This window comes from Leptolyngbya iicbica LK (assembly GCF_004212215.1).
GTDB lineage: Bacteria > Cyanobacteriota > Cyanobacteriia > Phormidesmidales > Phormidesmidaceae > Halomicronema > Halomicronema iicbica.
The window spans coordinates 257,083-270,702 of the sequence record NZ_QVFV01000005.1; the positions used below are offsets into that span (position 1 = coordinate 257,083).

Consider the following 13,620-nt stretch of genomic DNA (forward strand, 5'->3'; position numbering starts at 1 on the left):
AACTCACTGATTCCGACTACTTGGTGAGTGGCAGTAAAATTACGGAATTCAAACTGCTGCTGCCGTTTCAGGTTCCTTTATCAGGGTAGGGTCAATGCATCGCGATCGCCGCTGTTACGCTTGGGCCTGGCTCCAGGGCTCCACCCGCTACTCTGCCCAGACCAAAGCCTGGCTTTCTCTCACTTCCGTACTCTGGCTCGGCAGCTTGGGAGCTCAGTCTAGTCCCGCCGCCACCGGGGAACTCCCGATGCCTGACTGGTTGCCTGACTCCGCAACCCCGGTGCAGCCAGACGAGGCCGAACTGGACTTGACGATTCCCGCAACGGATCCCATTCCCGTCGCCCCCGTCTTCGCCCCGACGGTGCAGTTTTCCACTCCCGTGTCGCCGCCCCCTACAGCGGTGGAGGCATTACCTTCCCTGATGGAAGCAGAGGCGATCGCTCCCCCCAGCCATGAGTTCTCAGAGGGTGAAGCGACTGTTCCGCCAGAGCCGACTCCGGTGACAACAGTTGCGCCACTGGAAGTAGAAGCGATCGCCCCTGTGAATCCCCAAGCTCCAGATTCCGCGACGACAGCCCGCCCGCCTGAGGCGATCGCCCCTGCCACTGACTCTCTAACCCCCGCCACCCCACAGGCTGAAGTCCCAGCGGCCAGCAGCGATCCAGCCTCGGAGCTGACTCAGTTCTCACCGCCTCGGGTGTGGGAGCCGGGGACGATGCCACAAGATGACTGGGAGGATGCGGCAGAACTGGCATCGGAGCCGCGATCGCTTCAATTAGCCCAACTCACTGTGCCCGACAACACCCTGGGGGCCGAAAGCTCTGTTGTAAATTTTGTTGAGCCACCTAACGGTCAAGATTTCTACCGCATTGAAGGTGGCGCAACTCGCGGCAGCAACCTCTTTCACAGCTTCGAAAGATTCGGGGTTGGTTTCTTCGGTGTCTACTTCGCCAATCCTGTCAACATTGAAAACATTTTTGCGCGGGTAACCGGTGGTGAGTCTTCTTTTATTAGCGGCACCTTAGGGGTCGAAGGTCCTGCTAACCTCTTTCTGCTCAATCCCAACGGCATCACTTTCGACTCGGGGGCACGGCTGGATATTAGCGGTTCGTTTACCGCCAGCACAGGCAGTCGCTTTACGTTTGCCGATGGGGGCGAATTCAACGCTGCCCCTGTTCCCGGCGGCGACTTGCTGACCTTGAGCGTGCCCTTAGGAGTGCAGTTTAATGACAACAATGGCCCATTCAACGGTGACATTATCAACTTTGCTCGACCGATCTTGTCCGCTGGACAAGATTTAACGTTGTTGGGTAACACCTTAGACTTATTTGAGCAGTCTAGTGCAGGCAATAACCTGACGTTGGTGGGCAATACCTTAAGCCTATCTGGATCATTAAATGCGGGGAATAACCTGACCTTGGGAGCGACTGAAACCGTGACGTTCAATGGCACGGAGACGAAACCATTTGCGGCGAATGCAACGAACGATCTCACCATTCAGGGCAATCAGGGGATTACGGTTTTTACTGTGCAGTCGGCTCCAGTGCCGTTGGTTAGTGGGGGCGACATGACCCTAATTAGCGATGGGGCGATCGCGGCCGACACTACATTTTTTGACAGTGGTGGCAACCTCCAGTTTCTCCGCTTAGATGGCACCCCAGCCAATTTAACGGACTTCAATGCCCCGGTGATCGCCGCCATCGGCGATATCATCTTTGGCGATTACCGAGGAACCGCTCTGAAAGTTATCGCTACCGGCAGTATTCAAGCTGGGGATATTGAAATTGTGGGTCCCAACACCCGGTTTGTCGCCGATGGTTCTGGAAGTGATGAAGATTTACTGGCCAGTAGCCAGGCGGTGATCTTGCGAGCTGGGGTGCCCCAGGTCGACAACCCCAACGTGCCCCAAGTAGCAGGGGGCACCACCTTTGATAATGGAACTATCACCAACCCATTCTCCGGTGTTTTGCTACCCCCTGGCAGCATCTTGTTCGACAGCATCGACACCTCGAACTTTACTGGGGGAGATGGTGGCCCCATCATTCTGGAGGCCGCGGGCAGTATCACCGGTTTCTATTTGGACTCCTACTCTAGAACTGTTACTGGGAATAGTGGCAACGGTGGCAATATTTCCCTATCGGCGGGGCGAGGAGTCACAGGGCAAGGGGATATTATTCTGAATCGCCCGGTGCGATCGGGCTCTCAGTCCTTCGGCGGCAATGCCGGCAATGGGGGGGCGGTATCCTTCAGCACTCGAGCAGGCGATATCCAACTCAATAATGCGGGCGTATTTAGTGGCTCAGCTTCGGACGATTTTCAGGGGGGGAGCGCCCAAGCGGGCGGAGCCATTTCATTCAGTACAACCAGCGGGAATATTCGCCTGACGAATTCCCCCCTATCTTCTGAATCAGATGCATTTGATGCAGGGCCACAAGCCAATACCGGGCCAGCTGGTAATGTTTCCCTCACCACTAGCACCGGCAATATTACGCTGGAAAACTCGGCCATCTTTGCCATGAACGACGCCCCCAACCAAAGCAGCCCTGGCGGCACGGTGACCATTGCTTCTACCGATGGCGGCGACATTACCTTAAATAACCTCTCTCGGATTTGGAGTTATTCGGCGTCTCGTCTGGGTCAGGCGGGCGATGGCGGTGCCGTCCGGCTATCGACGACAACGGGCAATATCCGCCTCAGTGACAGGTCATTTATCGATACCGCATCCAGATCATCGGAGAGTGATGCTGGCAACGGCGGTGCCATTTCGCTATCCACCACCACCGGCAACATCATGCTGAGCGGGAACAGTTCTTTGGACTCGAGGGCGTCTGCGTTTTCTTTTGATGCGGCTCGTAACGCTGGGCATGGCGGCAACATCAGCATCACTAGTGAGAGCGGTGACATCACGATTATGGATAATGCCAGCATCGACTCACAGACGTCCACCAATTTCGCTGGTGGTGAGTTTGGCGAGGGGGGCGATATTACGATTTCTAGCCCCGCTGGCACAGTCACCTTGGGGTCTGGCATCAACCTCAACAGCAATGCCGCCGGGGGCGAGGGCAATGGGGGCGATATTCGAGTTGCGGGAACCACCGTTCAACTCACCAACAATGAACTATCCACTACGGTTGGCGGCTCGGGGACGGCGGGCGACATCACCATCAATGCCAGCAATCAGGCCCGAATTACGAGTAGCCGTCTACTTTCTGGTCGATTGGCTAGTGCTGAGGGCAGTGGTGGCGGCGGCACCATTCGCATCACTGCAGCTGACATTGAGCTAAGGGACTTTTCCTTCCTGAATACGGCCACCTTTGGCTTCGGGGATGCGGGCGATGTGCAACTGGTGACCACGCAGGGCGACATTGTCCTCATCGACAGCAGCATCTTTAGTCTGGCAGCACAGCAAGGTAATCCCGGCAATATCCGGCTAGATTCGGCGGGTCAGTTGCGGCTAGAGGGCAATAGTCTCGTGAGCACTGCCGTCGCACTGGGAGTCCCGAATACGTCCAGCAGTCGCTCCGGCAACATCACGATTAATGCCGCCAACGGAGTGGAGATCATCGGTACAGGGGCCATTAATCAGCCAGTGCAGGTCAGTACCAATCCGAACCTGGTCTCAATTAACAGCACTGACCGCTCTACGCCTCAGCCGCTAGATGAGGCCTTCGCGCTATTGCCCAATGTTCAAACCGCCCCTAACGTCTTGTTTCCCCAAGATATCCCCTTCGTGAGCGTTAACTCCAGCAGCAGTATTTCCTGCTGCTCTACACGCCACTACTACTCTATTGACATTGAGTCGGTGGGTACTCAGATTATTCTCGATGTAGATACTCCCAAGACGAAAATTTTTGGAGCCTCTGAAGTCATCGATGAGCTGAACTTATTGGATGTCGATCTCTCACTGCAGCGGTTTGATGGCATCGGCAACTTTGATACTCTGATCTTCACTCCAGTTGCCGAGAATGCCAGTGCGCCAACAACGTTAGGAGCAGGGGGAAGTACAACGTCTGATGATGCCTATCTCACGTATATTTTCGATCGCCCCGGCACTTATGTCATTGAAGTCATATCTGAATTCTCAAATCCATTCTTCTCGCCTTTCGCTGAAATTGATTACACGCTCAACGTCTCACTGGTTGATGATTCACTGGTGAGCAGCGGCATTAGCACTCAAACCCGCTCTGGCATTCCCTCTGGTGATATCACCATCAATACCCCCAGTATCACCCTGCAAAATGGGGGAGAAATCTCAGCTGAAACCCTTCGCGATGGACCAGCGGGCGACATCACCCTGCAACCCTTCGGCAGTGGACAGACCTTAGATATTCAACTGGGCGATCGCAGCACGATTTCCAGTTCTACTCTACCCAGTCGGGCTGGCACTGATGGGTCATTAGTAACCGGCAACAGTGGACGAATTAGCCTCAGTGCCCCGGCAGCCCTTAATCTCTCTGGGCCTGGTAGCATCCAGGTCGAAACCAACACGGCTGGCGATGCGGGGGCGATCGCCCTCACCGCTCCCCAAATCACCCTGAACGGCATTGAAGTCTCCGCTTCCACCGAGTTTCCAGAGGGCTTAACGGCAGCTCAACAAGCGGCACTAATTGCCAATCGCACCGCTGGGCGCGGTGGCGATATTGATATTAGGACGTCGCTTCTGACCCTCAATAACGGCAGTCAGATTCGGGCCGCCACGGCCAGTACTGCCACCGGGGGCAATCTCACCGTCACGGGCAACAGTCCCCTCACAATCGGTGGCGACGGTCGCCTCACCGTCGAAGCAACGGGAGCCAATAGCGGTCAAGCGGGCAACCTAAACGTCCGCGCATCGGAACTCCTGCGACTGCGCGACGGCATCGAACTCTCGGCAAACAGTGAGTCTCGCCAGGGTGGGGGCAACATCAACATTGATGTGGAAAATGGCAGTCTGGTGATGCGCGGCGGCAGCTACATCAACGCCACCTCCAGCAATCCCAACGCAGGGGATGGGGGCAACGTCACCCTCACTCTCAGCGACGGCTTTTTGATTGCCCTGCCGGGACAAAACAACGACATTATTGCTAATGCGGTGAGGGGCAGAGGCGGCAACATCAACATTAGTGCGCTGCGACTGTTTGGCTTTACCCTGCAAGACGATGCCAATGTCTCGCGACTGCGGGGCAATAATACCAACGACATCAGCGCCAGTTCTGAGATCGGCTTGCCCGGTGACATTGCGATCGACACTCTGGCCCTCGACCCCAGCCAGGGCCTGACCGAATTGCCCTTGAACCTGGAAGACCGCGCAGATCAAGTTACGCCGGGGTGTGGTCTCGGCAACACTGACGACGGCAGCGAGTTTGTGGTCACCGGGCGCGGCGGACTGCCACCGGGCGCCAGCGATCCGCTCATGGCGAATGGGGTGAGCGTGCCCTGGGTGACGGCGACTGAGGGGGAGTCAACGATCGCGATCGCCCCTACCAATTCTCCCGTCACAAATGCGGTCTTGATTGAAGCGCAAGGCGTCGCCTTAGATGCGGCTGGGCAGCCTTACTTGGCAGCCACAGCTGAGGATTGGGCAATCTACCAGGCGGGCTTACCCACCGCTACCACTTGCACTGTCCAACCGACGCGATCGCACTAAGTCGACGCCAAATGTAAATTTATATGGCTTTGTGTATGGTGTGATATCACCAGTTTTTGAGGAACCACAGTAGAATTACGGAAATATTTTTTCGGTTCTTTTACTTAAAGGAGAGCCATGAATGTATCGCGATCGCTATAACGTCTCTCTACCGGTTGCTCGCTGCTTCACGGCTGGCATGTTGGCTTCCTTTGTCAGTAGTTTCACGCTGCTCGCCCCGGCTCAGGCTCAACTCATTCCCGACGATACGCTGGGGGTCGAAAGCTCGGTCGTGGTGCCCAATGGGGTGCTGCCCGGAGGAAATGCTGACCTGATCGAAGGGGGCGCGGCGCGGGGCAGCAATCTCTTCCACAGTTTTCAAGACTTTAATGTGGGCACGGAGCAGGCGGTGTATTTCGCCAACCCGGTGAATATCGAGAATATTTTGACGCGGGTGACGGGGGGCAATGGCTCGAATATTGATGGATTGCTGGGGGTCGATGGCGCGGCAAACTTGTTTTTGCTCAATCCCAACGGCGTCATCTTTGGACCGAATGCGCGGCTGGATATTGGCGGCTCGTTTATCACCAGCACGGGCAGCAGCTTTACCTTTGCCGACGGCAGTGAGTTTAGCGCGGTGCCGACGGGGGATGAATTGCTCAGCGTCAGTGTGCCGCTGGGGGTGCAGTTTAATGACCAACCCCAGGGAAATGTGACCAATGAAGGCATTCTGACTGTCGGAGCGGGAGCCAGCCTGACGCTGTGGGGCGATACCGTTTTGAGCCGAGGGGCGCTAACGGCGGCAGAAGGCACAATCCAGCTGGCTGGCAATCAAGTGAATCTGGTGGATGCGGCGACCGTCGATGTCTCAGGCATCCAGGGCGGCCAGGTGGTGATCAGGGCGGCAGAAGCAGCACTCTCTTCTGGCTTGATTGATATTTCTGGGACGGAGAGGGGCGGCGACCTGCAAGTTTATGCGACCCAAAATCTGACCTTGGGGATAGACGTGGACGCGACCGGAGGCGGTCAGGCTCTCTTCGACCCGCCCACCTTGGATATCAACGCGCCGGAAGCCGCCACCATCGTCGCTACGCTGTTGGGCGGCAATGCGATCGTCAGTGCTTCGGAAATTATCAACATCAATGCGGCGATCGATAGCAGTGCCCAGGGCAATGCCAACACCCTGACCCTGGATGACGAGAATGGCGATAATGCCCTGACCATTAATCTGAATGCGCCGATTCAGCTGGGGGCAGCCCAAACGCTGTTGGGGGACGGCACCACCGTTAACGTGACTGTTACCGATGCTGGAATTGTCCAGAATGGGGTGGATGTGGCCGCAGATGGCGGGACAGTGAACCTGGCCGCAGGCACCTACCAGGAAGGCCAGGAGATTCTCTTGACCCGTGATGTCACCTTAAATGGCGCGGGGGCAGGCAACACCCTCCTGGACGGTAACGATGCTCACCGGGTGCTCCAGGTGAATGGTGGGGTTACGGCGAGTCTCAATGGTTTAACCATCACGAAGGGAAATTCGGCGGACAACGGCGGCGGCATCTTTAATAGCGGCACGGTAAGCCTCACCAACGCCACCCTCAGCGGCAATTCGGCACGCGACGGCGGCGGCATCTACAACTTGGGCACGGTGAACTTCACCAACGCCACCCTCAGCGACAATTCGGCAGAAGGCGGCGGCTTTGATGACGGTGGCGGCATTTATAACTCTGGTACGGTGAGCCTCATCAACGCCACCCTCAGCGGTAATTCGGCAAACAGCGACGGCGGCGGCATCTGGAACGAGGGCACGCTAGATATCACCAACGTCACCCTCAGCGGCAATTCGGCAAACAGCGACGGCGGCGGCATCAGGAACGGCGGCACGAGCACGGTGAGCGTCACCAACACTATCCTCAGTGGCAATTCGGCAGAAAGAGGCGGCGGCATCTCGAATAACGGCACGGGCACGCTGAGCGTCACCGACACCACCCTCAGCGGTAATTCGGCAACTGTCGACGGCGGCGGCATCTTGAACTTTGGCACACTGAGCCTTGCCAACACTATCCTCAGCGGCAATTCGGCAACCCGCAGCGGCGGCGGCATTAGGAACGGCGGTACGATGAACCTCACCAACACTATCCTCAGCGGCAATTCGGCAACCGACATTGGCGGCGGCATCTGGAACAGCGGTACGGTGAACCTCACCAACGCTACCCTCAGTGGCAATTCGGCAGAAAGAGGCGGTGGCATCTCGAATATCACCGGCGGTACGGTGAGCCTCACCAACGCCACCCTCAGCGGCAATTCGGCATTAAACGATGATGGCGGCGGCATCAGGAACGTCGGCGGTAGGGTGAGCCTCACCAACGCCACCCTCAGTGGCAATTCGGCATTAAATAGTGATGGCGGCGGTATCTACACCCTTGGCGGTACGGTGAGCCTCACTAACGCCACCCTCAGCGGCAATTCGGCAACCAACAACGGCGGAGGCATCAATAATGACGGAGGAAATGTCGAACTCGTCAACAGCCTCATTGCGATCAATACCGCTGGGACTGGCCCTGATTTCTCTGGTACGGTGTGGAGCTTTGGCTTTAACCTCATCGGCAACTCGGCAGGGGTCATCGGCTTAGTCGATAGCGATCTCCGCGATATTGACCCGCGATTGGGGCCGCTGGCTGATAACGGCGGCCCGACCCAAACTCATGCGTTGCTGCCAGGCAGCCCGGCGATAAATGCCGCCGGGGCGGGAGCAACGGCTGCCGATCAACGGGGAGTTTTAGCCATTGGCGTTCGCGATATCGGGGCGTTTGAATTTGGGGCTTCTAGTACAAGCCCCGACACCCCTACCCTGTCAACGGTAGCGATACTGACCCTGGCACGCCAAGACTCTGCTAGGTCAATCGCTACACTGACCTTTGCACGCCAAGACTCGGTCAGGTCAGACGAAGATACTGTCGTTCGCTTTACTGACCGCGATCAAGAAGCACTCCAGAGTCTGCAAGTCATAGCAGGCTGTGGCGATGGGCGTTTCGTCCTGACTGGGCGCGGCGGCTTGCCCCTCAGCGATCGCCGTCCGTTAGATGCCGCCGGGGTGAGTGTGCCCTGGGTGACGGCGGCTGAGGGAGAGTCAACGATCGCACCCCCCACCCCATCCGCACATGCACCGCTGATCGAAGCGCAAGGCGTCGCTTTGGATGCCGCAGGGCAGCCTTACCTGGCGGCAGCGGGCGGGGCGATCGCCCCTGGTTTAGCTGGCGTGCCTCCCAACCTGTGTCGCCGCGCTCCCTTAACGGAGGATGTGGTGTCGCTTCGCTAAATTTGTGTTCCCCTCAGTTTCCGCTATCTACCTTGATGTGAGTTTCGCTAATGTCGCTGCCTGCTTTGTCATCTCAGCCCTTAATCGGGCGATCGCCTGCTACTCAATTTTCGCTTTCCCCTCGCCCCCAATATTGGCCGCTGCTGGCTGGCGTCACCGTCGGCTGCTGGTTGGGCGGGCCTGCGGACATGGCCCAAGCGCTGCCCTTGGTGCCACCGGCTCCTGAGCCGGTCGCCCAAGTCACATCTCCCAATCGCCCCGGCACTTCCCCCAGTCTGGAGCCCCTGCCTGACATTGCGCCGCCCGCCCCGCTGCCCGCCCCCGAAGAGCTACTGGGCCCAGATTTCACCCCCGCCCCACCCCCCGAGCTACCGCTGCCCGGCGACGAAATCACCTTTACCGTGCAGCAATTTACCCTCGTGGGCAGCACCGTCTATACCGACGCCGACTTTGCCGACGAGTTTGCTCAGTATGTCGATCGCCCCATTACCTTCGACGACCTCTTAACAGTCCGAGATGCCATCACTGCCCAATATCGCGAAGACGGGTATTTGACCTCAGGAGCGATCGTGCCGCCCCAACCGCTACAAGACGGCATTGTCGAAATTCAAATCATTGAGGGCAGCGTCGAAGATATCGACATCGAAGGCACCCGGCGGCTGCACCCCGCTTATGTCAGCAGTCGCCTCGGCCTCGGTGCCCAAGCCCCTCTCCAGATTGACGACCTCTTGCGACAGCTCCAGCTCTTACAGCTCAACCCCCTGATTGAGACCATCTCGGCAGACTTGCAAGCGGGCACCGTGCCTGGCACCAACCGCCTGGTGGTCACCGTCACCGAGGCCGACAGCTTTCGCATGGGCTACACCCTCGACAACAACCGCTCCCCCAGCGTGGGCAGCATTCGCCATCAACTGCGGGCCAACGAGGGCAACGTGACCGGCTACGGCGATACCCTCTCCCTCAGCACGTCTTTTACCGAGGGCAGCCAAGACTTAGACCTGGCCTACTCTCTGCCCGTGAGTCCCTACAACACGCTGGTGACCGCCTATTACAGCACGACCCATAGCGACGTGATTGAGTCGCCCTTCGACATTCTCGAAGCCTCATCCGAGGCGTCAGTCTTTGAGCTGACAGTGCAGCATCCCCTCGTGCAGACCCCCACCGAAGAAGTCGTGCTCGGCCTGATCGGTTCCCATCAGCGCACCCAAACCTTTCTCGGCATTGATGATATTGGCGGCTTTCCCCTCTCTGCCGGGGCCGATGAAGACGGTCGTACCCGCGTCAGTGCCGTACGATTTTTCCAGGGTTGGACGCGCCGCAGTCCCCAGCAGGTGTTTGCCGTGCGATCGCAATTCAATCTGGGAGTCGATGCGTTTGGGGCCACCATCAACGACGGCGACACCCCCGATAGCGAATTTTTTTCCTGGCTGGGGCAGGCGCAATGGGTCCGCCTGTTAGCGCCCGATACACCGCTGATTGTGAGAGGCAGTTTGCAACTCACCCCCGACGCCCTGCTGACCCTAGAGCGCTATGGTCTGGGCGGCCAAGCCACCGTGCGCGGCTACCGTCAAGATGAGTTGCTGACCGATAACGGTGCGGCGCTCTCAGTCGAAGCCCGCATCCCCGTGTGGCAAAGCGATACGCAAACCGCTCTGCTGCAAATCACCCCGTTTATTGATGGCGGCCACGGCTGGAACACTCGCGAAGCCGATCCCGCCGATAACACCCTGCTGAGTGTCGGGGCTGGCCTGTTACTCCAGGTTCGCGATGCGACCTTTCGGCTCGACTGGGGCATTCCCCTGCTACAACGCGACGGCAGCGACAACACCCTCCAAGAACAGGGCCTCTATTTCACGCTAGATTTACCCTTCTTTTAACCACCGGGTTGGGGTTACAGAGACAGAGCACAGACGGTTACTCAGTTCACTCTTTCAGTTACATCGAGGACAGGTCACGATGGGCAAGCGGCAACGATGGCAATACGGGTTACTCAGTCTCGTGGTCCTGATCCTGTGCGTGGTGGGGCGACCCGCGATCGCTCACCTCGCAGCATCAGACCCGGCCCCTCACAGGCTGGTGGCCCAAGCCAGCACCACCTTAGAGCAGCAGGCCCAAACCGCCTATCAGCAAGGGCAATATCAAACCGCCATCGACCTGCTGCAACAGGCGCAACAGCAATATGTGGCTCAAGGAGACCGCGTCAAAGCGGCGATCGCCCTCAGCAACCTTTCCCTGACCTACCAACAGTTGGGCCAATGGGAAGCCGCCACCAGTGCCCTCCAACAAGCCTGGACCTTACTGGATAATCAATCCGTGCCCGTGCCCGTGCAGGCCCAAATGCTGGATGTCCAAGGCCAACTTTACTTTGCCACCGGCCAGTTAAATCCCGCCCTGACCGCTTGGCAGCAAACCGCCGATTTGTATGACCAGCTAGGCGACTCCCAACGCTATGTGCTCAGCCGTCTCCACCAAGCCCAAGCATTACAGGCCCAGGGATTATTTCAGCAAGTGCTGAGCACCTTGACCGATCTGGCCGACACCGTCAATAACCAGCCCGACTCGCCCACCAAGGTCACCATTTTGCGGCAGCTGGGTGACAGTCTCCGCGCCACCGGCAACTTAGACCAGGCCGAAACGCAACTGCAAACCAGCCTGCAACTGGCGGAACAGCTGCAAGAGCCCACCCTGATGGCAGCCAGCAACCTCAGCTTAGGCAATCTCGAACAGGGCAAATTTAATATTGCGTTTGAAGATAAACGGCTAGAAGACGCCAACAACCACATTCGGCAGGCGCTGAACTACTACCAGCAGGTGGCTCAGCTTGATACTGGCGAATTGAGCATTCAAGCCAACCTCAACTTCATGCGGCTGTTAGTCAGCCCCAGCCTGCCCCAGTGGGATCTCGCCCTGCGCCGCCTCTATCCAGACCTGAAGGGCTTTTTACCCAAACTGTCTCCGGGCCGCTCGACGGTGCTCGCCTATGTCGGTCTGGCTAAAAACCTGATTTTGCTGCGCGAAAACAACGCCCCGAACGCCCCCAGCTGGCGGGAAATTGCCACCTTGTTGGCCCCTGCCCAAACCCAGGCTCAAGCCTTGGGAGACGCTCGCAGTCAGTCCTTGGTGTTAGGCACTCTCGGGCACATTTATGAACTCGCACAGCAGTGGCCCGATGCCGAAGACCTGTCTCGTCAAGCGCTGGTCTTGGCCCAAGAGGTGCGGGCCGATGACCTGCGCTATCAGTGGGAATGGCAGCTCGGGCGCATCTTAAAAGCGGAAGACCAAGAACCGGGGGCGATCGCGGCTTACACCCAGGCGTTTGAAACCCTCAAAACCATTCGCAGCGATCTGGTCACGGCTAACCCGGATGTGCAGTTTTCGTTTCGCGAAAGTGTGGAACCCATTTATCGGGAACTGGTGCAACTGCTCGTTGATCCGGTGCCCGAGATTACGGAAATTGCCCAGCTTAAAGCCAATAAGCAAAACGGTTCCTCAGATGACGATCAAGCTCGCTTGCGCCAGGCCCGCGATGTCATGGAGGCGCTGCAAGTGGCCGAACTGGAAAACTTCTTTCAGGCCGCCTGCATCGACAACACCGTCAGCATTGACGAAGTGGTGAACGAAGAAGACACCACCGCCGCCGTGCTGTATGCCATCTTGCTGGACGATCGCTTAGAAGTGGTCATGAAACTACCCCAGCGGTCTGACCTAATTCACTACTCAGCCCCCGCCTCCCGCGCCACTGTCAACAATTTGCTGGCTGATTATCGCAGCCAACTCACTCGGGGCAGCAACGTCAAGGCTAGTGGCCAAACCCTTTACGATTGGCTACTGCGCCCCGCCGCCGAGCAAGGCTTACTCGCCCCCGACGACATCAAAACGCTGATTTTCGTCCTCGACGGCAACCTGCGACTCATCCCCATGACGACCCTGCACGACGATGACGACTTTTTAGTCAGAAAGTACGCCATCTCCCTCGTTCTAGGGTTGGAAGTCCGCGACCCCGAAGTCTTGCCCCCCCGTGAGCAGGTCAAGGTCTTGGCCGCTTCCCTCGAAACGCCTCCCCCTGAGGAAGCGCGATTTTATGACGTGCTGCCCGGGGTGACAGTAGAACTGGGCATTATTCAGGACACCAACATGGCCGTCACGGCTCTGCAAGATGACGCCTTTACCCGCCCAGCCCTCACCAGTGAACTCCAATCGACCGATTTCAATATTGTGCATTTGGCGACTCACGGGCAATTCGGTAGCGATCGCCAAAACACCTATATCCTCTCTGCCGACGGACGGCTCAACATCGATACCCTGGGCCAAATTTTCAAAAGTCGTCGGCAAGCCGATACCCAGCTCGAAATGCTGATTCTCAGTGCCTGCAAAACCGCCACGGGCGATAGTCGCGAAGTGCTCGGCATTGCTGGCGCAATGGTGCAATCCGGTGCCCGCAGCGCGATCGCCACCCTCTGGAGTGTGGATGACAACGCCAGCGTCCTCTTTACCGAAACGCTCTATGCCGAACTCGCCAAACCAGGGGTGAGCCGCGCCGAAGCCCTGCGTCGGGCGCAAGTCGCCCTGCTCGATCGCTATCCCGGACGTCCTCGGTTCTGGGCGCCCTATGTCTTAGTCGGTAGCTGGCGCTAGCGGCGTGGATGATGGCCCATACGGGCTTTACAGAAGGTCCCTTACTTTCTGGCTTAGAGTCCCC

4 protein-coding genes are annotated in these 13,620 nt (G+C 57.9%); all 4 read left to right on the plus strand.

The window, feature by feature from the left end; genetic code table 11:
• Positions 1–94: 94 nt before the first annotated feature.
• Positions 95–5,626: a two-partner secretion domain-containing protein gene (locus DYY88_RS18350; protein WP_039728921.1), complete on the plus strand. Its 5,532-nt coding sequence runs from the start codon at positions 95–97 to the stop codon at positions 5,624–5,626.
• A gap of 121 nt (positions 5,627–5,747) precedes the next feature.
• Positions 5,748–8,921, plus strand: coding sequence for a two-partner secretion domain-containing protein (locus DYY88_RS18355; protein WP_039728919.1), 3,174 nt, complete (start codon positions 5,748–5,750; stop codon positions 8,919–8,921).
• Positions 8,922–8,971: 50 nt separating this feature from the next.
• A complete protein-coding gene (locus DYY88_RS18360; protein WP_039728917.1) occupies positions 8,972–10,798 on the plus strand; it encodes a ShlB/FhaC/HecB family hemolysin secretion/activation protein in 1,827 nt (608 codons plus the stop codon).
• Positions 10,799–10,877: 79 nt separating this feature from the next.
• Positions 10,878–13,556: a CHAT domain-containing protein gene (locus DYY88_RS18365; RefSeq protein WP_039728916.1), complete on the plus strand. Its 2,679-nt coding sequence runs from the start codon at positions 10,878–10,880 to the stop codon at positions 13,554–13,556.
• Positions 13,557–13,620 lie beyond the last annotated feature (64 nt).

Excerpts from the sequence above, each read along its gene's own strand:
- DYY88_RS18365 (WP_039728916.1), top strand. The coding sequence starts at position 10,878 with ATGGGCAAGCGGCAACGATGGCAATACGGGTTACTCAGTCTCGTGGTC.
- DYY88_RS18360 (WP_039728917.1), top strand. The coding sequence starts at position 8,972 with ATGTCGCTGCCTGCTTTGTCATCTCAGCCCTTAATCGGGCGATCGCCT.
- DYY88_RS18350 (WP_039728921.1), top strand. The coding sequence starts at position 95 with ATGCATCGCGATCGCCGCTGTTACGCTTGGGCCTGGCTCCAGGGCTCC.
- DYY88_RS18355 (WP_039728919.1), top strand. The coding sequence starts at position 5,748 with ATGTATCGCGATCGCTATAACGTCTCTCTACCGGTTGCTCGCTGCTTC.